This window comes from Burkholderia sp. LAS2, assembly GCF_018417615.1.
GTDB lineage: Bacteria > Pseudomonadota > Gammaproteobacteria > Burkholderiales > Burkholderiaceae > Burkholderia > Burkholderia sola.
The window spans coordinates 1,283,968-1,306,715 of sequence record NZ_CP071052.1 but is presented as its reverse complement, the minus strand read 5'-3'; the positions used below and the strand labels follow the sequence as shown (position 1 = coordinate 1,306,715).

Sequence of the window (22,748 nt, the reverse complement as noted above, 5' to 3'; positions counted from 1 at the left end):
CCGCAATGACGATCGGACCCGGCCATCGGCATCGGACGACCGTTTCCGCGTCGAAGCTTCGCGATACGCGGGCGCGGCTGCATGCCGCACGGGCCTACGGACCACGGAGCCCGGGAGCATAAAGTGATATAGTCACAGTTACATTTTTGACCGCTCCAACCGCCATGACGACCGCTCCCGCCCCGACCGCCCGCCCGACCCTGACCGTCGAAATCTGGTCCGACCTGATCTGCCCATGGTGCTGGATCGGCAAGCGCCGTTTCGACGAGGCGCTGGCCGCGTTCGCGCACGCCGACCGCGTCGACGTCGCGCTGCGCGCGTACCGGCTGATGCCGGGCCACCCCGTCGAGCCGGTCGAGGCGATGCTCGCAGGCAAATACCGGATGGCGCCCGCACAGGTCGACCAGATGCTGCGCCAGGTAACCGAGGCGGCCGCGAGCGTCGGGCTGCGCTACGACCTGCCCGGCACGCTCGTCGGCGACACGCTCGACGGCCACCGGCTCGTGAAGCTCGCGCACGCGTCGGGCCGCGCGCATGCGCTGACCGAGCGCCTGTATCGCGCGTATTTCTGCGAGCACGGCTCGCTGTTCGATCATGCCGCGCTGACCGAATTCGCGGTCGAAGCCGGGCTCGAGCGCTCGGCCGTCGAAGCGGTGCTGCACAGCGACGCGTACCGCGACGAAGTCGAGGCCGACATCGCGCGCGCCGCGCAGATCGGCGGGCGCGGCGTGCCGCTGTTCGTGTTCGGCGGCCGCTACGCCGTATCGGGCGCGCAGCCGGCCGACGCGTTCGCGCAAGCGCTCGACCACGCGTGGCGCGACGGCGTCGTCGAACTCGACGGCGACGACGCGGCCGCCTGCGGCCCGGACGGCTGCGAACTGCCGGCGCGCGCGTAACGCAACATCCCGCTTCACGCGCGCCGGGCCACACCCGCCGCTACGCGACGCTCCTGCCACAAACCGACAGGAAACCCGCGCCGGTGGCATCTACAATGCATCCTTCCATATAACGAATAGAAGGCTGCGAGCCCATGACCCACGGGATTCACGGCGAGAAGCGCTGGTACGCGCTGATCGTGCTCTGCCTCGGCGTGCTGATGATCGTGCTCGACAGCACGATCGTGAACGTTGCGCTGCCGTCGATCAGCACCGATCTCCACTTCACCGAAACGGCCCTCGTGTGGGTCGTCAATGCCTACCTCCTGACATTCGGCGGCTGCCTGCTGCTCGGCGGCCGGCTCGGCGACCTGTACGGCCAGCGGCGCATGTTTCTCGCGGGCCTCGTCGTGTTCACGCTCGCGTCGCTCGCCTGCGGGCTCGCGCAATCGCAGGCGATGCTGATCGCCGCGCGCGCGGTGCAGGGGCTCGGCGGCGCGGTCGTGTCGGCCGTCTCGCTGTCGCTGATCATGAACCTGTTCACCGAGCCCGGCGAACGCGCTCGCGCGATGGGCGTCTACGGCTTCGTGTGCGCGGGCGGCGGCAGCATCGGCGTGCTGCTCGGCGGGCTGCTGACGAGCTCGCTGTCGTGGCACTGGATCTTCCTCGTCAACCTGCCGATCGGCGTCGCGGTCTACGCGATGTGCGCCGCGCTGCTGCCGCGCACGCGTACGGCGGCCGGCACCGCGCGGCTCGACGTGGCGGGCGCGATCACGGTGACGGCATCGCTGATGCTGGCCGTCTACGGAATCGTCGGCGGCAACGAGGCCGGCTGGCTGTCGACGCAGACCGTCGCGTTGATCGGCGCGGCCGTCGTGCTGCTCGCGCTGTTCATCGCGATCGAGTCGCGCGCCGCGCACCCGCTGATGCCGCTTACGCTGTTCGCCGCGCGCAACGTCGCGCTCGCAAACGCGATCGCCGTGCTGTGGGCGGCCGCGATGTTCGCGTGGTTCTTCCTGTCCGCGCTGTACATGCAGCGCGTGCTCGGCTACGGGCCGCTGCAGGTCGGCCTCGCGTTCCTGCCGGCGAACCTGATCATGGCGGCGTTCTCGCTCGGGCTGTCGGCGCGGATCGTGATGCGCTTCGGGATCCGCGGCCCGATCGCCGCCGGCCTGCTGATCGCGGCGTGCGGCCTTGCGCTGTTCTCGCGCGCGCCGGTCGACGGCGGTTTCGTGTGGCATGTGCTGCCCGGCATGACGCTGCTGGGCATTGGTGCAGGCGTCGCGTTCAATCCGGTGCTGCTCGCCGCGATGAACGACGTCGATCCGGCCGATTCCGGGCTCGCGTCGGGGATCGTCAACACCGCGTTCATGATGGGCGGCGCGCTCGGGCTCGCGGTCCTCGCGAGTCTCGCCGGCGCACGCACCGATGCGCTCGCGGCAGCGCAAGCGGCGCCGCTCGACGCACTGAACGGCGGCTACCACGCGGCCTTCGCGTTCGGCGCGGCGTTTGCGGCCGTGGCCGCGCTGACCGGTTTCGCGCTGCGCATCCGGCCGCCACGCGCGGTCGAAGGTGCCGGGCCCGCGATGCACTGACCGTCGATGGGCGGCCCGGAACCGGCATCGAGTCGGGGCGCGCACTGTCGCGCCCTTTTTATGCGCGCCCGGATACACGGCGCCGGCCCCGGTTCGTCATCGCTTTCAGACCGGTCGTCATCGTCGGTCGCGCCCCATTCAAACGCCCGTTTTACGTCCCGCCGGCCGCCTGCGGTGCAGACCTTCCCGGCCGATTTTTAACGCAGTCGTACATTGACGCGCCACTTTTGCGACAATGGCGGACTTTGACGCGCGCGCAGCGCCGCGGCCGCGCGCCGCCGCCGAACGCCACCTAACCGCCTGCCTCCGATGTCGCTTCCCCATATCGATCTGCTGTACTCGCTGTCCGGCCTGTTCGTCGGCATTCTCGTCGGCCTGACGGGCGTCGGCGGCGGTTCGTTGATGACGCCGATCCTCGTGCTGCTGTTCGGCGTCCACCCGGCGACGGCCGTGGGCACGGACCTGCTGTACGCGGCCGCGACCAAGGCCACCGGCACGCTCGTCCACGGCCTGAAGGGCTCGGTCGACTGGCGCATCACGGGCCGGCTCGCGGTGGGCAGCGTACCGGCCGCGGCGCTCACGCTGTGGTGGCTGCACACGCACGGGATGAACACGCCGGGTACCGCGCGGATGATCCAGCTCGTGCTCGGGGTCGCGCTGCTGCTCACGTCGCTCGCGCTGATCTTCCGCCCGCAGCTCACGGCATTCGCCGCGCGCAACCCGCTCGCGCCGAGCCCCGCGCGCACGCTGTGGTCGACCGTGCTGACGGGCGCCGTGCTGGGCGTGCTCGTGTCGATGACGTCGGTCGGCGCCGGCGCGATCGGCGTGACCGTGCTCCTGCTGCTGTATCCGCTGCTGGCGACGACCCGCATCGTCGGTTCCGACATCGCGCATGCGGTGCCGCTCACGCTGGTCGCGGGCATGGGCCACTGGCTGCTCGGCTCCGTCGACTGGTCGATGCTGCTGTCGCTGCTGCTCGGTTCGCTGCCCGGCATCGTGATCGGCAGCCTGCTGTCGGCGCGCGCGCCCGAGCGGCTGCTGCGCAACCTGCTCGCGTCGACCCTGGTGGCGGTGGGCGTGCGGCTCGTGCTGGCGTAAGCGGGCCTCGCGTCTGGTGACAGACGCCACCGTCGGCGCATGCCGATCCTCAATAGAGGGCTTTTCATCCCTGTTTTGAGGATTAAGGAAGCCATCACCTTCGACTTCCGGGGCGATACCCCCTCCGACACAAAAAGATGCCCCCGGAGTCCACGACTCTCGGGGGCATCTTGTGGAACGACAGCCACACCATCAACGTACACGACCCGCCACATCGGGACGCACGCGCGCGTGCACTTTTCCGCCGCGGCGGGCGGCGCCCGCCGCCCGCAACACTTACTGCCCCTGCTGCTGCAGTTTCTGCTGCTTCATCTGCTGCGTGCGCGCCTGCAGCTTCAGCACGCGTTGCAGCGCAGTACGGTTCGCGAGGATGCCGTCGTAGAAGTTGGCGAGATCACCCTTCAGCGCGGTCCGCGACGCGTCGTTCAGATAGATCATGTGGCCCGACGGGTAGTTCTTGATCGTCAGGTTCTGCGCCTTGAGCGTCGGATCGAGCGGCATCTGCGCGAGCGTCAGCTCCGTCTGGTGGAACGGCGTGACGGCGTCGAAATAGCCGTTCGCCGACAGCACCTTCAGGTCCGGGTTCACGCTCATCGTCGACGCCAGGTCGCCGGCCGTGTACAGCGTGTTGCCGCCACCCTTGTTCGCGCCGGTCGGGTCCGTGTGGCTGAAGTCCCAGTTGTTGAAGACCTGGTCGTTCAGGTCCACGAACGACGACGTCGACGTGTACTTGAGATCGGTGTTGATGTAGCTGTTCCACAGCACCGTGTACGCGCCGCCGACGTTCGTGATCGACGGATCGTTGCTGCCCGAGTTCGGCAGGATGTACGGCGCGATGCCCTTGCCCGTGAAGTTCGCGCGACCGTCGTACTGGCCGATCTGCGTGCCCGGCACGAGCGTCAGGAAGAACGTGTACGGCGGGTTGTCGTCCGACGACGGCACGTTGCCGAGCGCGGCCGGGTTGCCGAAGGTCTGGATCAGCGACGTCGGGTCCGTGCCGATGTACGCGCCCATCTGCTGAGCGGTCTGCAGCTTCAGGTTCAGCCGCACGTTCACGAAGCCGCCGTCCTGCGGATTCGGCTTCTGCGCAAGCGGCGCGAGCGTGTTGTCCGCGTAGTGGCGGGCCTGCACCATGTACGCGTCGAGATCGGTCGGCGTCGGGTTGAGCGTCGTCTTCTTCCAGTAGAACGCATCGGCCGCGAGCGTCGGGAACGTGCCCGGCGCGGACAGCGCGTTCGCATAGTCGAGGATCGACGACTGCAGCGTGATCCCGTTCAGATCGATGCCGTCCTCGTGCAGCACCCACGACACGACCGCGCTGCGCGCGGTGCCGTACGACTCGCCGTACAGGAACTTCGGCGAATTCCAGCGCGAGTACTTGGTCAGGTAGCGCTGGATGAAGCGGTCGATCGAGCGCGCATCCTGGTCGGTGCCCCAGAAGTCCTTGTTCTTCGCCGGCGCGATCGCCGTCGAGTAGCCGGTGCCGACCGGGTTGATGAACACGAGGTCGGTGCGGTCGAGCAGGCTGTCCGGATTGTCGAGCAGCTTGTACGGCGCGGGCGGCGTGAAGTTCGGGAACGACGACTGCAGGCGCTTCGGCCCGTACGAGCCGAGCAGCAGGTAGACCGACGACGAGCCCGGGCCGCCGTTGTAGAAGAACGTGACCGGGCGCGGCTTCGACGGGTCGGGATTGTCCTGCGTGTACGCGACGTAGAACATCTTCGCGTTCGGCGCCGACGTGACCGGATCGATCGTCGTCAGGTGACCGGTGGTGGCCGTGTACTGGATCGTCTTGCCGCCGATCGCGACCTGGCGGTGCACGACCGCCGCGCCTTCCGTCGAATCCGTGACCGCATCGTTCGGCCCGGTGCCGTACACGTCGGTGTCGACGTACGGCTGGTCGGCCGCGGTGGCGGCCGTTGCGTCGGTGGTGGCCGACGTGCCGCCGCTGGACGTCGCGGCCGCGGTGGCGGCCGACGCAGCCGGGCTCGGCCCATCGTCGCCGCCGCACCCCGTGACGAGCAGCGCCGCGGCCGCCGCGGCGGCGAGCGGTACGCTCAAGGTCGTTCCGAATAGCGCGAAACCGTCTTTCAAGGACTTGCGTGTCGTCATTATTGCCTCTCGAACAGAACGATAAATACCGCCGGTCGCAAGGGATCATTTGCGCCGGCGCTCCGCACCGGGAATGCATTCGTTATGCGACGCACTCCGAGTTTTTTACCGGATCGGCGAATACCGATCGGCACGATTTACCCCACCTGTTTTTTGCAACCGCACAATGGCATAAACTCCATTGGCAACGATAATTCGATGATTCACCGCAATACGGATTCATTCCGCGGATTCGCACGCACAACGAAAGCGACGGACAAAATGACGCCTCGCAAAGCCCGCTCAGCAAAGCGTCTTCACTTCGACCAGACAAACGATCCCCATCGGCGAGATACCGATTAATCGCGAAACCGCGACCAATCGCGACTCGAGCCGATTGAATAAAATCGAAAGGATCGATTAATTAAATGGAAAGAAATATTTTCGTAATCTGATTTATTAAATTAAGTGAAAATACCGGCGCATAATAGGTTCCGGATTTATCGCCGTAAAGTAAGAATTTGTTACAGCGCTCGCCATTCGGATAAAAGGCAGTCCGGGACCGATTCCAGAAACGCCCATAAAAAAAGCCGGACGGCTGTCCGGCTTGCTGGAGGCGCGTGACGGGCGCCGTCAGAGCGGCACGTCGATCGTACCGACGCCGACGGAAATCGCGTTCGCGCCCGGCGCGGCCGAGATCGGCGGCAGGTTCGCGCTCGTCAGCGCGGGCGCGGCGCCCGGCGTGCCGCCGCGCGGCACCGTGCGGATCACCTGCGACGGCGGCAGCGCCGCGCCGCTCTTCAGACGCTTCCACATCAGGTTCAGCGCCTGCACGTTGTAGTAGTGAACCGGCACGAAGCGCGTGTCGAAGCCCGGCACCGACAGGAACGCGTCGAAGTGCTGGCCGTTCGTCACTTCGTAGAACGCCAACTGGCTGCGCCCGGCTTCGCTGATGCCGTTCTGCGCGACGTACGCGCGCGACGCGTGGTTCACGGGCACGAGCGCGTCGCTGCGGCCTTGCACGATGATCGCCGGCTTGCCGTGCAGGTTCGCGTTCACGCGCACCGCGTCGACGTTCGCGGGCATCCCGAGCATCCCGTTCGTCCACAGCTGGCGCAGGCACAGCGCGCCCGCGAAGCTCGCATCGGGCGTCGCGAGCCGGTGGTCGGCGCCCGCGCCGTTGTTGAACACGAGATTGATGCCGGCCGTCGGCGGCACGCCGTTGCCGATGCCGAACACGGCCGGCATCGGCGACGCGGCGGGCGCCGCGACCGCGCCCGTCGCCGCGTTCGTCGTCGCGAAGCTGAAGTTGCACAGGTTGTCGGTGACGCGCGAGCGCGTGTACGCGTTCGCATAGGTGACCGCGATCGCGGGAATCGCCTGCGAATCCCACATCGCCGCCTGCAACAGGTCGGAATCGGCCAGATAGCCGGCCGCATGGAGCTGCGCGAGCGCGTCGGCCGCCTGGCTCTGCGTGTCGGCGCCCGCCACCAGCCCGGCCGCGGCGAGCGTTGCGCAGCGCTGCGTGCGGATCGACTGCGTGGTCGCGGACGGCAGCGCGCTCAGGTACGGCGCGCCGGCGAGCGACGCCGACGCGGCCGCGCACGGTTCCAGCAGGTTCGCGAGCGTCGCGTAATCGGCCAGCGGCCGGCCGAACGACGGCGCCGGCTGGCCGCCCGTCCGGACGACCGCATTCGGCGCCATCCGCACGTTGATTTGCGGCTCGCCGACCACGACCGCGGTAATCCAGCCGCGGCTGTCCTGCTCGGCCGCCGCGAGCGACGCGCCGCCGCCGTTGCTGACCGACGCGGCGATCGTCGTGATGTCGCCCGCGCGATAGCGCACGGCGTGATGCGTGCCGTCGATCAGCGGGCCGAACTGCTCGTTGAGCGCCCAGTATGCGAATTCGACCGCCTGCAGCGTCACGCGCCCCCAGTCCTGTTCCGGATTCTGTTGCGAATGCGCGTGCTTGAACGCATAGCGGTTCGGGAAGCGGCCGTTGAACGCGGCGAGATCGCCGCTCGTCACGTTCGCGGTGAACAGGCTCGCGGTGCCGGCCAGCACCGCGTCGGCGAGCGTGCCGTCGATCAGCGTGACGGCGTCGGAACCGAGTTCGTGCGCGCCGTTGCCGCCGCCCTTGTCGTTGTAGGCGACCGCGCAGCCGCGCTTGAGCGCCCATTCGCCGGCCGCGGAAATCGCGCCGTACACGCCGCGCGAGCCGGACGACGTCGCGGTGACGATGCAGGGCTGCGCGGGATTGAAGCTGGCAGGCACCTGAACGAGCAGCGTCACGTTCTTGGCGCCGCTGCCGTCGTCGGCATACGCGAGATATTCGGTGCCGGGGATCTTGCCTTCACCGAGCGTGTCGTTGCCGTCGAGGTCGACGTTCGGCCCCCAGAAGCGGCCGTAGCCGCCGTTCGCGCTCATGTCGACGAGCGCGCGGTAGTTCGACCAGATCGCGAGGCGGCGCAATTCGGCGCTCGTCGGCCGCGACGGGTTCGCGAAGCCCGGCGCGGTCGCCGCCGCGAGGCCCGTCTTGCCGAGGCCGGCCGTCAGCAGGTCGTCGCTCGCGCCGTCGTAGGCCGTCGTGCGCACGCTGCCGGACACGAAGCCGGGCAACCGGTTGCGCTCGGCCGACTCGTCGCCGTTGCAGGCGCCGAGCATCGCGACTGCGGCCAGCGCCGCCCCCCACACCACCCGCTTGCCCCACCCGAACTTCGTCATCGCCGCCCCTCGATATCGTTCTCGGTCCGTCGCCGCGCCGCGCGCGGCTGTCGGCCCCCTGAAGCGCAAACGGGCCCCGGCATGCCGGGGCCCGCCTGAAACGGGCGCGCGCGGCGCTCGCGCGCCGCCGCCCGGCGTTACTGCTGCTGAACCGTCAGCTTGTTCGTGACCGACGTCACACCGCTCACGCCCTTCGCCGCCTCTTCCGCCTTGTCGATCTGAGCCTGGTCGGGCACCGTGCCCTCCAGCGTGATCGCGCCGCCCTTCGAGCGCACGACGAGGTTCGCCACGTCGATGCCGCCTGCCTTCGTAATGGCCTTGCGCACCGCATAGCCGAGCTTGCGGTTCGCCTTCTTCGCGGTTTTCGCGGCGGCTTTCGGCGCGCTCGTCGCGGCCGCCGGCGCTTCCGTTGCCGCTGCGTCGCTCGACTGCGCATATACGCTGCCCGACAGACAGGCCGCCACGGCGGCGACGCCCAACGCTCTCAACACGATCGACTTCATGCTATCTCCTTATCACTCCGGAACGGCCGTGCACAGTACGGCCGGATACCCCCAAAAACAGCCGGCCCGCGCGCGAACGGGCGGGACAGCCGGTGTTTTCCACGGCGATACGAGAGAGGCGTCACGGGCCGGCGGCCGGCGCACGCAAAAGCGGGCCGGTCGGGCCGGGCAGCCGCCGGCCGGACGCGCCCGGCCTCATGACGTGCCGGGTCGCGCGCGAATCGGGCGCGGCTGCGTCGCACAATGTAATCCAGCGCCCGCCGAAGCGCAAAGCTTTTGACGCCGGGATGCCCGCCGCCGTCGCGGCGCCGCGGTGCAATACCGCCCCGACTCGCGCAGGCGCAGGGAAACCGGGTACCATCGCCGCGAGAATCCGCATCGTCCCGCGACGACCGTCACCGATGCGTCACGCCAGCGTCATCCGCCAATCCCATGAAGCCTGCCCGTCCCCGCCCGCCGCGCCGCATCCTCGCCCGCTTCGTCGCCGTGTCGTGGCGCGACCTCGCGCTGTCGATCGGCCCGACCGTGCTGCTCGCCGGCGCGGCCGTCTGGCTCGCGGTCAAGCTGATCCAGCCGGCGCCGCCGTCCACGCTCGTGATCTCGGCCGGGCCGCCCGGCAGCACGTACTGGAACGCCGCGCAGAAATACAAGACGATCCTCGCGAAAAACGGCGTCACGCTCGACGTTCAATCGTCCGAAGGTTCCGCGCAGAACCTCGCGCGGCTGTCGAACCCGAACGCGCCGGTCGACGTCGGCTTCGTGCAGAGCGGCATCGGCCCGAAGGAGCGCGACGAGCATCTGGTGTCGCTCGGCAGCATCGGCTACGTGCCGCTCGCGATCATGTACCGCGGCCCGGTCGTCGCGCGCCTGTCCGATTTCAAGGGCAAGCGGCTCGCGCTCGGCGCCGAAGGCAGCGGCGCGCGCGAACTGAGCCTCGCGCTGCTGAAGATGAACGGCATCGTGCCGGGCGGCCCGACCGAGTTGCTGCCGACCGCCGGCGAGGACGCCGCGACCGCGCTGCTCGACGGCAAGATCGACGCCGCGTTCCTGTCCGGCGACTCGACGCAGATCCCGGTGATGGCAAAGCTGTTCCGCGCGCCCGGCGTGCACGTATATTCGTTCACGCAGGCCGAGGCGTACGCGCGGCGCTTTCCGTATCTGACCGCAATCACGCTGCCGATGGGCGTCTACGATCTCGGCCGCAACCTGCCGCCGGCCGACATCCACACGGTCGCGCCGACGATCGAACTCGTCGCGCGCGACTCGCTGCACCCGGCGCTGTCCGACCTGCTGATCGAGGCCGCGCGCGAAGTGCACGGCCACGCGACGATCCTGCAGCACGCGGGCGAATTCCCGTCGTCCGTCACGCGCGGCTTTCCGCTGTCCGACGACGCCGCCCGCTACTACAAGTCGGGCAAGAGCTTCCTGTACCGGCGGCTGCCGTTCTGGGTCGCGAGCCTCGTCGACCGGCTGCTGGTCGTGGTCGTGCCGCTGATCGTCGTGCTGATCCCCGGGCTGCGGCTCGTGCCGTCGCTGTACGGCTGGCGCGTGCGCTCGCGCATCTACCGCTGGTACGGCGCGCTGATCGCGCTCGAGCGCCGCGCGCTCGGCGAACATACGGCCGAGGAGCGCGTGCAGTTGCTCGACGAGCTCGACGACATCGAGGAAGCCGTGAACCGGATGAAGATGCCGCTCGCGTACGCCGGGCAGTTCTACGTGCTGCGCGAGCACATCGGCTTCGTGCGCGAACGGCTCACCGCGCACGACCAGGATGCGCCGGCGGGCCCGCCCGGCGCCGGCAATTCGCCGGCGCGCGCGGAAACCGGCCCGCCGCCGGCCGGCGATGGCCCCCGGGCGACTCCCGGTTCCGCGTGAGCGAACGATCCGCGATCATTGCTGCATGCGCGCGCTGCCGCGTAACATGGAGGCCGCCGCCAGGCGCCGCACGCCCCCCCTTCTGGAGAACGACATGACAACCGGCCTCGATACCGCCCAACCCGCCTGGTTCTTCGACTTCGTGTCGCCGTTCTCGTATCTGCTGCTCGAGCAGCACGACAAATGGCCGGACGTGCCGTTCAACCCCGTCGCCGTATCGCTGCCCGACCTGCAGCGCCACTGGGGCCAGCGCCCGAGCGCCGACGTGCCGGCCAAGCGCGTGTTCACGTACCGTCACGCGCTGTTTCGCGCGGAACAGCTCGGCATCCGCTTCAAGATGCCGCCCGCGCATCCATTCGATTCCGACAAGGTGCTGCGCCTCGCGATCGCGCTGCGCGCCGATATCGTGACGGTGCTGGAAATGTTCCGCTTCGTCTGGCGAGAAGGCAACGATCCATCGACGCCGGACGGCTTCGCGGCGCTGTGCGAACGCGTCGGCGTGAGCCACGGCGACGAGCTGATCGAATTCGAGGAAACCGCCGCGCAGCTGGCCCGCAACACGGCCGATGCGATCGCGCTCGGCGTGTTCGGCGTGCCCACCTTCTGGATGAACAAGCAACTGTTCTGGGGCGAGGACGCGCTGCCGATGGTGCTGTACTGCGCGCGCACGCCGAACTGGCTCGAATCGCGCGAGGTCAAGCGGATCAGCACGCTGCCGAAGGGCCGCGCGTGATGGGGTGCGTGATGGCCGGTATCACGCACGGCAACGCGCGGCTGCGGTAAGGTTACGCGTCCCCCGAATCACCCCCCACCAATGGACGACGACGACCGTACCGCCTCGCTCGACATCTGGCTCGTGCGCGTATTGCGCACGCTGTTGCTCGAGCGCAGCGTCACGCAGGCCGCGCTGCGGCTGAACCAGACCCAGCCCGCGATCAGCACCGCGCTGCGCAAGCTGCGCGAGACGCTGAACGACCCGATCCTCGTGCGCGGCAAATCCGGCATGGTGCCGACCGAATACGGCGCGTCGCTGCTCGAAGCCGCGTCGCGCGCGCTGCGCGAGGTCGACTTCATCGCGACGCCGCACGGCGACTTCGATCCGTCGTCCGCGCGGCGCACATTCCGCGTCGCCGCACCCGACTACCTGAACGATTTCTTCATGCCGACGCTGATCGAGCGCTTTCGCGACGCGGCGCCGCATGCGCATCTGGAAATCGATTCGCTGAATCCCGCGCTCGACCACGCGGGCGCGCTCCAATCGGGTGCGCTCGATCTCGTGATCGGCAACTGGCCGAAGCCCGACCCGCAGTTCGCGCGCCAGGACCTGTTCTCCGACACGATCGTGTGCCTGATGCGCGACGCGCATCCGCTCGCCCGCGAACCGCTCACGCGCGACGCGTATGCGTCGGCCGCGCACGTCGCGCCGACGCCGTACACCGGCGACAAGCGCAACGCGATCGAGATCGGCCTCGCGCGCGCACGCCTCACGCGGCGCATCGTGACGACGCTGCCGTATTTCGGGATCGTGCCGCAGGTGCTGCTGCAGTCGGACCTGATCTTCACGACGACGCGCCGCTTCGCGACGCACTATGCGCAACTGCTGCCGCTCGTCGTCGTCACGCCGCCCGTGCCGTTCCCGCGCATCAAGAGCTACCTGCTCACGCACCCGCAACCCGACCGGCCGACCGACATCGCGTGGCTGTGCGCGCTGATGCAGAGCGTGTCCGACGAACTGACGGTCGCCCGCACGCGCAAGCGCTGACGCGCGGCCAAAGCGCGGCGCGGAGTGGTCAGGCAGCGCGGCCGCTCAGGCCGTGCAGAAGGTTTCCTGCAGATGAGTCCAGCGCACGACGCCCGCCGCGTCGCGCGCGAACACGGCGGTCGCGCGGCGCGCCGGCAGTTCGCCCGCTGCCGCATGCTGCGTTTCGAGATAGGTGACCACCGCATGCGCTGCATCGGCCGCGAGCACGCGGATCTCCGACAGCGCGATGTGCAGCCCCGGCTTCGCGCCGGCCAGCTTCGCGAACAGCGCGCGCATGCCGTCATGGTCGACCACGCGGCCGTCGGTCAGGATCATCGTGAAGTCGACGGAAAACGCGGCGAGCAGCGCATCGAGCGCCGCCGGCGCGGTATCGACGCCGGACAGCCAGCGCTCGATGGCGACGAGGCTCGCATCGAGCGCGTCGAGATAGACGGAGTGATCGGACATGGGGCGTGCACGGTGACGTGAAGCGCGGCCCGCTGCCGCGCGTTGTCGTGCAGTGTAGGCAAAAACGCGCGGTCGTGCGCCAGCCGCGCGGCATGACCGTTTTACCGCGCGTTTTAGCGCGCGCAGGACAGGTCGTCGCATGCGCGCCCGGCCGCGGCCGCCTTCGCATTGGCCACCGGCATGCCCGAGCGGGCCTGCAGCAGCTCCGCGCAGACGGCCACCGCGATCGCGCCCGGTGCCTTGTCGACGATGCCCGCGACGCCGATCGGGCACACCATCTCGACGAGCCGCGCCGGATCGACGCCGCGCGCGGCGAGCCGGCGCTCGAACTTCACGCGCTTGGTGCGCGAGCCGATCATTCCGAAGTACGCGTAGTCGCGCCGCCGCATGATCTGCGCGGCGAGCGCGAAGTCGAGCGCGTGGTTGTGCGTCATCACGAGGAAGTACGCGCCGGGCGGCGCCGCGTCGACGACGGCCTCCGGCGTGTCGGTCGGCTCCGGCTGCACGTTCGGCGGACATTCGTCCGGGAACAGCTCGTCGCGCGTGTCGACCCACTGCACGACGCACGGCAGCGCGCCGAGCAGCGTGACGAGCGCGTGGCCGACGTGCCCCGCGCCGAACAGCACGATGTGCATCGGCGGCGGTGCTGCGGTCACGCGGTTGCGCTGGCCGGAGCCGGGCGCGAACGGCTGTCGTTGCGACGACGCGCTGCCGCACGCGCCGTCGCATCCGGCGGCGGACGCCTGCGACGCGGCACGCGGCGAACGAGCGGGGCCGTTCATGCCGGCCTCCGTCGGGTCGTGCCGCCGTGAGCGAGCAACGAACGAAGCAAGCGCAAAGAGCGTTTCATCTCAACCTGCCCGGCTCGCGCTCGCCGCACGCACCGCGCCGATCGCGCGCAGGATCGACTCGCCCGTGGCCGGCGCGTCGAGCGGCGGATTCACCTGGTAGTCGCCGACCGCGGCCACCGCATCGCGCACCGCGAAGAACACCGAGAACGGCAGCAGCAGCGGCGGCTCGCCGACGGCCTTCGAGCGGTGGATGCTGTCCTCGACGTTGCGGTTCTGGAACAGCCGCACGTTGAACTCGGGCGGCGTGTCGTTCACCGTCGGGATCTTGTACGTGGACGGCGCATGCGTCATCAGCTTGCCGCCCGCGTTCCACCACAGCTCCTCGGTCGTCAACCAGCCCATCCCCTGGATGAACGCGCCTTCGACCTGGCCGATGTCGAGCGCCGGGTTCAGCGACGCGCCGACGTCGTGCAGCGCATCGACGCGCAGCGTGCGCATCTCGCCCGTCAGCGTGTCGACCACGACTTCCGACACGGCCGCGCCGTACGAGTAGTAGTAGAACGGCCGGCCCTGCAGCTTCGATTGATCCCAGTGCAGCTTCGGCGTCGCATAAAACCCGTCGGACCACAGCTGCACGCGCGCGAGATACGCCTTCGCGACCACCTCGCCGAACGGCACGCCATGGCCGCCGACCCACACGACGTCGTTGCCGAACTTCACGTCGGCCGCCTCGACGTTGCCGTCGCCGAACTGCTTCGCCGCGAACGCCGCGAGCCGCTCGCGCAACTGGCGCGCCGCGTCCTGCGCGGCCTTGCCGTTCAGGTCGGAGCCCGTCGACGCGGCGGTCGCGGACGTGTTCGCGACCTTGCTCGTGTCGGTCGCGGTCACGCGGATCCGGCCGAAGCGGATGCCGAGTTCGTGCGCGACGACCTGCGCGACCTTCGTGTTGAGCCCCTGCCCCATCTCCGTGCCGCCGTGGTTCACGAGCACCGAGCCGTCGGTGTAGATGTGCACGAGCGCGCCGGCCTGGTTGAAGTGCGTGACGTTGAACGCGATGCCGAATTTCACCGGCGTGAGCGCGATGCCTTTCTTCAGCACCGTGTTGCGGGCGTTGAAGGCGCGCACGCCCGCGCGCCGCGCGCGATAGTCGCTCGTCGTCTCGAGTTCGCCGAGCAATTCGTGCAGCACGTTGTCCTCGACGGTCTGCCCGTACGGCGTCACGTTCCGTTCGGTCTTGCCGTACAGGTTCGCGTAGCGGACGTCGAGCGGATCGCGGCCAAGCGAACGCGCGATGTCGTCGAGGATGGTTTCGATCGCGAACGCGCCCTGCGGGCCGCCGAAGCCGCGGAACGCGGTGTTCGACTGCGTGTTGGTCTTGCCGCAGTAGCCGGCGATGTCGACGTCGCCGAGCCAGTACGCGTTGTCGAAGTGGCACACCGCGCGCGTCATCACCGGGCCCGACAGGTCGGCCGAGAAGCCGCAGCGCGACGTCATGTCGAGCGCGACGCCGTCGATGCGACCGTCGTCGTCGTAGCCGACGTCGAAGCGGTAATGGAAGTCGTGCCGCTTGCCGGTGATCATCATGTCGTCGTCGCGGTCCGGACGCAGCTTCACCGGGCACAGCAGCTTCCATGCGGCGAGCGCCGCGCAGCACGCGAACAGGCCTGACTGCGACTCCTTGCCGCCGAAGCCGCCGCCCATCCGGCGACATTCGACCAGCACGTTGTGCGACGCGACGCCGAGCACGTGCGCGACCAGGTGCTGCATCTCGCTCGGGTGCTGCGTCGAGCAGTACACGTGCATCCCGTCGTCGTCCTTCGGCACCGCGTACGCGATCTGCCCTTCCAGGTAGAACTGCTCCTGGCCGCCAAGCAGCATCTCGCCCGACTCGCGGTGCGGCGCGGCGGCGAGCCGCGCGGCCGCGTCGCCGCGCGCGAGCTTCAGCGGCGGGATCACGTAGGTTTCGGCCTTGCGCGCTTCCTGCGCGGTCAGGATCGCGGGCAGTTCCTCGTAGTCGACCTGCGCGCGCCGCGCGGCGAGCCGCGCGGTTTCATGCGACGTCGCGACGACGATGAACATCGGCTGGCCGACGAACTGCACGATGCCGTTCGCGAGCACCGGATCGTCGTGGATGATCGGGCCGCAATCGTTGACGCCCGGGATGTCGTCGGCCGTGAACACGGCGACCACGCCCGGCGTCGCGCGCACCGCGTCGAAGTTCATCGACACGATCTTCGCGTGCGGCTTCGCGGACAACCCGAGCGCCGCGTGCAGCGTGCCGGCGACGAGCGGGATGTCGTCGGTATAGGTCGCGCGGCCGCTCACGTGCAGGTGGGCGGATTCGTGCGCGCGCGACACGTGCACCTGCGCGGCGTCGGCCTGCGGGTCGAGGGTGCTCAGGAACGGTTCTGCTTGCTGGTTCATGTTCGGTGTTCTCCGTCGTCAGACGCGTGCCGCGTCGTCGGCAACTTCAGCGCCTGCTTCGGCGGCCACTTCGCGCACGTTCAGCGCCTGCGGCGGCAGCGGGTCGTGCGGGCGCGTCTCCAGCCAGAATCGGAACATCAGGTTCTTCGCGGTATCGAGGCGATACGTGCTGGTTGCGCGCATGTCGGACAGCGGCTGGTAGTCGCGCTCGAGCGCCTGCATCGCGGCCTGCGCGGTGGCTTCGTGCCACTGCGCGCCGTCGAGCACGGCTTCCGTATGGGCCGCGCGCTTCGGCGTCGCGGCCATCCCGCCGAACGCGATGCGCGGCTCGCGGATCCTGTCGCCGTCCGCGATGAACGCGAACGCCGCGCACACGGCCGAGATGTCCGAATCGAACCGCTTCGACAGCTTGTACGTGCGGAACTGCAGCTTTGCACGGGCGCCGGTGCGGGTCGGCACCTTCACGCCGACGACGAATTCGTGCGGCGCCAGGTCCTTTTGTTGATAACCGGTGTACAGCGCCTCGAGCGGCAGCTCGCGCACCGTGTCGCCGCCGCGCAGCACGACGCGTGCGCCGAGCGCGATCAGGCCCGGCATCGAATCGCCGATCGGCGAGCCGTTCGCGACGTTGCCGCCGAGCGTGCCCGCGTTGCGGATCGGCAGCGACGCGAAGCGCTTCCACATCTCGGTCAGTTCCGGATAGGTTCCGGCGAGCGCCGCATAGGCCTTTTCGACCGTCACGCCCGCGCCGATCCCGATCCAGTCGTCGCCGTGCACGACCTGCTGCAGTTCGGCGATCTGGCCGACGTAGATCAGGTCGTCGAGGCGGCGCATCTGCTTGGTGACCCACAGGCCGATGTCGGTGCTGCCCGCGAGAATGCGCGCGTCGGGACGCTCGGCCTTCAGCGCGGCCAGCGCGTCGAGCGTGCGCGGCGCCGCGAAGCGCGCGCCGTTGACCGTCGCGTAGTCGAACGTGTCGTCGCGCTTGAGCGATGCGAGCGTGCGGGCGAGCGCGGCCGTGTCGACCGGCGCGGCCGGCTGCGGCGCGGCTTCGCCGGTCGCGCCTTCGCCGCTCGCATCGAACATCCGCACCGCCGCATCGACGATCGGGCGATAGCCGGTACAGCGGCACAGGTTGCCCGTCAGCGCATCGGCGATCTCGGTGCGCGTCGGCACGTCCTTCGCCTTCGCGCACGCGCTGCCGCAGCCTTCGTGGCCGTGCTTCTCGTACAGCGCCCACATCGACATCACGAAGCCGGGCGTGCAGAAGCCGCACTGCGACCCGTGGCAATCGACCATCGCCTGCTGCACCGGGTGCAGCGAACCGTCCGGCCGGCGCAGGTCCTCGACCGTGAGCAGCGCCTTGCCGTCGAGCGTCGGCAGGAACTGGATGCATGCGTTGACGGCCTTGAACTCGACCGCGCCGGCGTCGGTCAGCTCGCCGACGACGACCGTGCACGCGCCGCAGTCGCCTTCCGCGCAGCCTTCCTTGGTGCCGGTGCAATGCGCGTCCTCGCGCAGGTATTGCAGCACGGTGCGGGTCACGTCCGCGCCGCTGACTTCGCGGATCGCGTGACGATGGTAGAAGCGGATCGGCTCACTCATGTCTCGGTGTTTCTTCAAATGGGGGGCAAGGCGGCCTGCGCGGAGCGCTCGACCGACGTTTTTCCGACAGTTTGCACGCTATCACCGTCAAATTCCGCAACCCATAGCCCATCACGCATGCGGCTCATATAACTGCCGCGATATGCGCGCCCGGCCGGCTGACGCCCTTGCCGGACGGGGCGCTCCGTCCATCCCTGCCCCCGTGACCGGCGGTCCTCTCTACGAACGGGGCGCAGTTAACTAAGCGGTACCTGCGTGAAAACCGGTTCCATGGGAAAATCCCGATTCCCTTTTCCGCCGTTTTCCGTTGGCTCCGCCATTCGTTCCGACCCCATGTCATCCGATTCCGCCACACCGCCGCGCAGCGGGTTTGCGGTCACGCTGCAAATCGTGTCCGTCGTCTGCTTCACGTTCATCTGCTACCTGACCATCGGCCTGCCGCTCGCGGTGCTGCCGGGCTTCGTCCACGACGACCTCGGCTTTTCCGCGATCGTCGCGGGCGGGGCGATCAGCGTCCAGTATTTCGCGACGCTCGCGTCGCGGCCGCTCGCCGGGCGCCTCGCCGATACGCTCGGGCCGAAGCAGACGGTGCTGCGCGGGCTGGTCGGCTGCGGCGTGTCGGGCGTGCTGCTGCTGGTCGCGCTGCTGCTCGCGCACTGGCCGGTCGCGAGCCTCGTGCTGCTGGTCGCGAGCCGGCTCGTGCTCGGCGTCGGCGAAAGCCTGTGCGGCACCGGCGCGATCCTGTGGGGCATCGGCCGGGTCGGCGTCGCGCACAACGCGAAGGTGATCTCGTGGAACGGCATCGCGACCTACGGCGCGCTCGCGCTCGGCGCGCCGGTCGGCGTCGCGATCGCGCATACGCTGAATCCGGCACTGATCGGCGTGATCGTGATCGCGCTGGCCGCGCTCGGCTTCACCCTCGCTCGCCCGATCGCGCCGGTGCCGCTCGTGCACGGCGAACGGATGTCGTATGCGAGCGTGTTCACGCGCGTGCTGCCGCACGGCCTCGGCCTCGCGCTCGGTTCGGCCGGCTTCGGCTCGATCGCGACGTTCGTCACGCTGTACTACGCGGCGCGCCACTGGCCGAACGCCGCGCTGTCGCTGACCGTGTTCGGCACGCTGTTCATCGGCGCGCGCCTGCTGTTCGCGAACACGATCAAGACCTACGGCGGCTTCCGCGTCGCGATCGTGTCGTTCGCGTTCGAATCCGCGGGCCTTTTGCTGCTGTGGCTCGCGCCGGTGCCGCACGTCGCGCTCGTCGGCGCCGCGCTGACGGGCTTCGGCTTCGCGCTGATCTTCCCGGCGCTCGGCGTCGAGGCCGTCGCGCTGGTGCCGCCCGCGAGCCGCGGCGCGGCGCTGTCCGCGTATTCGGTGTTCCTCGACCTGTCGCTCGGCATCACCGGCCCGCTCGCCGGCTATGTGGCCGGTGCGTTCGGCTATCCGCAGGTGTTCCTGTTCGCGGCGGTGGCCGCGGCCGCGGGCGTCGCGCTGTCGATGGTGCTGTACCAGCGGCAGGCGCGCGTGGCGGGGAGCGGCGCGGCGGCGTAAGCGGCGTGACGCGCGTTGCCGCACACGCCACGCGCGTCAACGCAGCAGCACGTTGAAGTCCCGCAATACGCGGGCCGCGTCGGCGTGACGCCTGAACGGAACGGCGCGCCCGAGCGAGAGCTTCGGTTCGGCACGATCGAACAGCACGAGCGCTTCCGACGTGTTGAGATGGCGCGACATGTATAAAAACCCGTCGACGCGACGGGGATGCCGGTGGACGGCAAGCGACCACTGTTGCGGAACGTCGTACGGTGCGATGGTCGACAACGCGCCGTCACCCCCGAGATTCTTCAGTGGCAAGCCGTGCAGGACGGCGACGGTCAGCGGCGCGCCGCCAAACGAAAGGACGTAGCGATCGAGTTCGGTCGTCACGAGCGGGAAACCGCCCAGCGCCAGATCGGCGACTTCGTCGTGCAGCACCGTCTCGGCGAATGCGCAATGCAGATCGAAGCCGAAATAGCTGGTGCCGTACCGCCGTCGCTTGCGTGGATCGTCGAAGCGGTTGCCGCCCGACTTGCCGAAGTACGGCTCGCCCGTCGCGAATCGCGAGATGCGCAGCAGCGCCGTCGGCGCAACTTCGCGAGTCACCAGTGTCGCGCTCGCGAAATGTGCTCCTGGCGCCGTCAGCAAACGGGCCGCCTAGCGCTCGGCGAACGCCGTGGCGGCGCGCTCGACTTCACCCACCTTCCCGCGCGACAGCGCGACGAGCGGCGTGACGTTGCCCAGCGATGCCTTCGGCGTCGTGAAGAACTGCCATTTGCTCCATCCCGGCAAACCGCCCAGACATTGGGTCACCCGGCCCAACGTCTTCCGATCGATATCTCCCGCCAGGTAGAAGGCCGGGTAGTACTGTGCGGCGCCGACATCGACCGTGAAGATCCGGCCGGACGCCACGGCCTTGCTGAGCGCCTGCCGCGTCATGCCGAGGCCGGCCCATGTCTGCGCGGCGGGCAGCAGCTTGCCGTCGGCGACCAGCATGCGCCGTTCGGCCTGCACCTGCCGCTCCGGATCGGCGGCGGCGACTGCCGCCGCCCGCTTCTTCCCGCGGGCCGGCCTGTCGCGCGTCGCCGCAGCGGCGATGCCGAACGTGATCGTGCCGGCCAGATCGATGACCTGCGCGATGCCGACCTTGAACAGGTGCCCCAATTGCTCGTCGGACAGGCTGAGCAGCGCCCGCGCGCGATCGGGGCCGAGCATGGTCGCCGCGCCGACGGCGCTGCGCAGCGCTTCCTCCGTCTCGACATCAAGAACGACGGCCGTTCCTTCCAGCGTATGAGCCCGCGCAATCATCATCACCTCCCGTCACTACCGGAATGATCGAGCGTAGCCTTGAATCGAAACCAAGTCAACCGTGTCAACCAAATCAACCGTTCGCCGGTTTCCTCGATCGCGGGTTCGCGCAGCCGCGAACGCCGTCACGCCGTCCGCAGAAACAACCGCCGCGTGAGGTCGAACGCGACGAGATTGCCGGCCACCACGAGCAGCAGCCCGATCACCGCGAGGGGCGACCACCGGTAGCCCTCGAACACCGTCGACACGGCCAGCGCGACGATCGGGAACAGCACCGTGCAGTACGCGGCGCGCTCCGGCCCGATCCGGCCGACGAGCGTCAGGTACGCGGTGAAACCGATCACCGAGCCCGGCACCGCGAGGTACGCGAGCGCGCCGAGATAGCGCGGGCTCGTGTCGAGCGTGAACGGCATCCCGGCCACCGCGGCGCCGACGGTCAGGATCGCCGCGCCGATCAGCATCGCCCAGCCGTTGGTCGCGAGCGGGTGCAGCCCCATCGACTGCATCCGGCTCGACAGCAGGTTGCCCGCCGAGAAGCACATCGTGCCGGCGAACGCGATCGCGAGCCCCGTCCACGTCGCGTGGTCGTCGAGATGGCCGGCCATCTGCTGCCAGAACAGGCACGCGATGCCGGTCAGGCCGAGCAGCGCGCCCGCGATCGCCGACGGCCGCAGCGGGCGGCCCATGAACAGCCGGCCGTTGATCGAGTTCAGCAGCGGCGCGGTCGAGAAGATCACCGCGACGAGCCCGCTCGGCACGACCTGCTCCGCATAGTAGAAACACAGGAAATTCAGGCAGAACAGCGCGAAGCCCTGCGCGACGAGAAAGCGCCACGCTTCGCGCGGGGGGCGCACCGGGCGGCGCATCACGCGCAGCAGCGCGAACAGCACGGCGGCCGCGAGCCAGAAGCGCCACGCGATCGACACGGGCGGCGGCACCGAGCCGAGCTGCCACTTGATCGCGATCCAGGTGGTGCCCCAGATCAGCACGGTGACGAAATAAAGCGACAGGTTCATGGCGGCGTTCCGGACAATCGGGTGAATCGGGATCCCGACTATGCCGTCGCCCCGCGCGCGCCGATTGTCCGGAATTGCGGTCTTTTTCGGGACGCCGCACGCGGCGCCGCGCGCCCGCTTATACTCGGCCCATCATGAGTCTCTCCCTCTGCGCCCCGCCCGTCGACCGCACCACCGCCCTGGCTGGCGGCGATCTGCCGTTCGGCCTGCAGTCGGTGTGCCGCACGCTCGCCGACGCGAACGCGACGCTCGAGCGCTTCGCGTGGCTCGGCGACCACCTCGCGATCGCCGAATGGACGCGGATCACCGACGAAAGCGAGACGGTCTACGAGCAGCCCGGCCACCACACGCTGTCGTGCTACCTCGACGGCGGCTACCGGACCGAGCGCCAGCGCGTGCCGCGCTACGGCGCGCCGAGCCTGCTGTGCGCGTTGCCGGGTGACCACGAATCGCGCTGGTGGGTGCGCGGCGAAATGCATTTCATCCACCTGTATTTCCTGCCCGAGCACTTCACGCAGCGCGCGATCCGCGAGCTCGATCGCGAACCGCGCGAGCTGAAGCTCGCCGATCGCACCTATTTCGAGGATGCGCGCGTCGCGGCGCTGCTGCGCTCGCTCGCGCTCGACGGCTGGGACGATGCGGACGACCGGCTGCGCGTGAACGAGACCGCGCACGACGTGCTGAGCCTGCTGCTGCGCGGGCAGAGCACGACGCGCACCGACACGTCGTTCCGCGGCGGGCTCGCGCCGGCCGTGCGCCGCCGCGTGCGCGACTACATCGACACGTATCTCACGCAGCCGCTGACGCTCGGCGAACTCGCCGAGGTTGCCGCGCTGTCCGAATACCATTTCTCGCGGATGTTCCGGCTGTCGTTCGGCCGCGCGCCGCACGCATGGGTGGCCGAGCAACGGCTTGCCCGCGCCCGCGAGCTGCTGCGCACGACGGCGCTGCCGCTCGCGCAGATCGCGGCCGACTGCGGCTACGCGAACGCCGGCCACTTCAGCCATCGCTTTCGCGACGCGCACGGCACGACGCCGAATACGTACCGGCGCGCGATGCAGGGCCGCTGAGCGCGGCCCGCTTCCTCGTTTCCTCGCTGCTCCC

At 69.2% G+C, this 22,748-nt stretch carries 18 protein-coding genes; 8 read left to right on the top strand and 10 right to left on the bottom strand.

From position 1 onward, the window contains the following. The first annotated feature begins 164 nt into the window (after positions 1 to 164). From JYG37_RS06070 to JYG37_RS06060, 3 genes are all read left to right on the top strand, one after another. Complete coding sequence (locus JYG37_RS06070) at positions 165 to 896, top strand: DsbA family oxidoreductase (protein ID WP_050011700.1); 732 nt, start codon at positions 165 to 167, stop codon at positions 894 to 896. 134 nt (positions 897 to 1,030) lie between these two features. Then, positions 1,031 to 2,470, top strand: a complete 1,440-nt coding sequence (locus tag JYG37_RS06065) for a DHA2 family efflux MFS transporter permease subunit (RefSeq protein ID WP_089488200.1) — start codon at positions 1,031 to 1,033, stop codon at positions 2,468 to 2,470. 309 nt (positions 2,471 to 2,779) lie between these two features. After that, positions 2,780 to 3,568 (top strand): sulfite exporter TauE/SafE family protein, encoded by a 789-nt coding sequence (locus tag JYG37_RS06060; RefSeq protein ID WP_050011702.1) that lies wholly within the window; start codon positions 2,780 to 2,782, stop codon positions 3,566 to 3,568. A 276-nt stretch (positions 3,569 to 3,844) separates the two neighbouring features. Here the strand turns inward: JYG37_RS06060 and JYG37_RS06055 are convergent, their stop codons facing one another. The 3 genes from JYG37_RS06055 to JYG37_RS06045 form a co-directional block, all read right to left on the bottom strand. Next, on the bottom strand, positions 3,845 to 5,680 hold the full coding sequence (locus JYG37_RS06055; protein WP_050011703.1) for a S10 family peptidase: 1,836 nt from the start codon (positions 5,678 to 5,680) through the stop codon (positions 3,845 to 3,847). Positions 5,681 to 6,292: 612 nt separating this feature from the next. Then, on the bottom strand, positions 6,293 to 8,383 hold the full coding sequence (locus JYG37_RS06050) for a D-(-)-3-hydroxybutyrate oligomer hydrolase (protein WP_213345934.1): 2,091 nt from the start codon (positions 8,381 to 8,383) through the stop codon (positions 6,293 to 6,295). A 137-nt stretch (positions 8,384 to 8,520) separates the two neighbouring features. Continuing rightward, the gene (locus tag JYG37_RS06045; RefSeq protein ID WP_050011705.1) at positions 8,521 to 8,886 is read right to left on the bottom strand and encodes a BON domain-containing protein; all 366 of its coding nucleotides are present in this window, start codon (positions 8,884 to 8,886) and stop codon (positions 8,521 to 8,523) included. A gap of 432 nt (positions 8,887 to 9,318) precedes the next feature. Between JYG37_RS06045 and JYG37_RS06040 the strand changes: the two genes are divergently transcribed. From JYG37_RS06040 to JYG37_RS06030, 3 genes are all read left to right on the top strand, one after another. Continuing rightward, a complete protein-coding gene (locus JYG37_RS06040; protein WP_124555691.1) occupies positions 9,319 to 10,761 on the top strand; it encodes a TAXI family TRAP transporter solute-binding subunit in 1,443 nt (480 codons plus the stop codon). Between the two features lie 94 nt (positions 10,762 to 10,855). Further along, positions 10,856 to 11,494 carry a 2-hydroxychromene-2-carboxylate isomerase gene (locus JYG37_RS06035; protein ID WP_050011707.1) on the top strand — a complete coding sequence of 213 codons (639 nt, stop codon included), beginning with the start codon at positions 10,856 to 10,858 and terminating at the stop codon, positions 11,492 to 11,494. 81 nt (positions 11,495 to 11,575) lie between these two features. Continuing rightward, complete coding sequence (locus JYG37_RS06030) at positions 11,576 to 12,523, top strand: LysR family transcriptional regulator (RefSeq protein ID WP_050011708.1); 948 nt, start codon at positions 11,576 to 11,578, stop codon at positions 12,521 to 12,523. 45 nt (positions 12,524 to 12,568) lie between these two features. On the opposite strand, the gene JYG37_RS06025 is transcribed toward JYG37_RS06030, so the two are convergent. From JYG37_RS06025 to xdhA, 4 genes are all read right to left on the bottom strand, one after another. Then, a complete protein-coding gene (locus tag JYG37_RS06025; protein ID WP_050011709.1) occupies positions 12,569 to 12,970 on the bottom strand; it encodes a nuclear transport factor 2 family protein in 402 nt (133 codons plus the stop codon). A 113-nt stretch (positions 12,971 to 13,083) separates the two neighbouring features. Further along, positions 13,084 to 13,752, bottom strand: coding sequence for a xanthine dehydrogenase accessory protein XdhC (xdhC, locus tag JYG37_RS06020; RefSeq protein WP_050011710.1), 669 nt, complete (start codon positions 13,750 to 13,752; stop codon positions 13,084 to 13,086). A gap of 69 nt (positions 13,753 to 13,821) precedes the next feature. Then, a complete protein-coding gene (gene xdhB / locus JYG37_RS06015) occupies positions 13,822 to 16,185 on the bottom strand; it encodes a xanthine dehydrogenase molybdopterin binding subunit (RefSeq protein WP_050011711.1) in 2,364 nt (787 codons plus the stop codon). Between the two features lie 18 nt (positions 16,186 to 16,203). Beyond that, on the bottom strand, positions 16,204 to 17,790 hold the full coding sequence (xdhA, locus tag JYG37_RS06010; RefSeq protein ID WP_176015553.1) for a xanthine dehydrogenase small subunit: 1,587 nt from the start codon (positions 17,788 to 17,790) through the stop codon (positions 16,204 to 16,206). Between the two features lie 333 nt (positions 17,791 to 18,123). Between xdhA and JYG37_RS06005 the strand changes: the two genes are divergently transcribed. Beyond that, positions 18,124 to 19,338 (top strand): MFS transporter, encoded by a 1,215-nt coding sequence (locus JYG37_RS06005; protein WP_050011713.1) that lies wholly within the window; start codon positions 18,124 to 18,126, stop codon positions 19,336 to 19,338. 36 nt (positions 19,339 to 19,374) lie between these two features. Here the strand turns inward: JYG37_RS06005 and JYG37_RS06000 are convergent, their stop codons facing one another. The 3 genes from JYG37_RS06000 to JYG37_RS05990 all read right to left on the bottom strand — a co-directional run bounded on the left by JYG37_RS06000 (position 19,375) and on the right by JYG37_RS05990 (position 21,644). Continuing rightward, the gene (locus JYG37_RS06000) at positions 19,375 to 19,926 is read right to left on the bottom strand and encodes an RES family NAD+ phosphorylase (protein WP_235356139.1); all 552 of its coding nucleotides are present in this window, start codon (positions 19,924 to 19,926) and stop codon (positions 19,375 to 19,377) included. 51 nt (positions 19,927 to 19,977) lie between these two features. Beyond that, the gene (locus tag JYG37_RS05995; RefSeq protein WP_235356148.1) at positions 19,978 to 20,631 is read right to left on the bottom strand and encodes a hypothetical protein; all 654 of its coding nucleotides are present in this window, start codon (positions 20,629 to 20,631) and stop codon (positions 19,978 to 19,980) included. A gap of 122 nt (positions 20,632 to 20,753) precedes the next feature. Next, complete coding sequence (locus tag JYG37_RS05990; protein ID WP_213345933.1) at positions 20,754 to 21,644, bottom strand: DMT family transporter; 891 nt, start codon at positions 21,642 to 21,644, stop codon at positions 20,754 to 20,756. A gap of 134 nt (positions 21,645 to 21,778) precedes the next feature. Here JYG37_RS05990 and JYG37_RS05985 point away from each other — a divergent pair, with 134 nt between their 5' ends. Continuing rightward, on the top strand, positions 21,779 to 22,714 hold the full coding sequence (locus tag JYG37_RS05985) for a helix-turn-helix domain-containing protein (protein ID WP_050011716.1): 936 nt from the start codon (positions 21,779 to 21,781) through the stop codon (positions 22,712 to 22,714). Positions 22,715 to 22,748 lie beyond the last annotated feature (34 nt).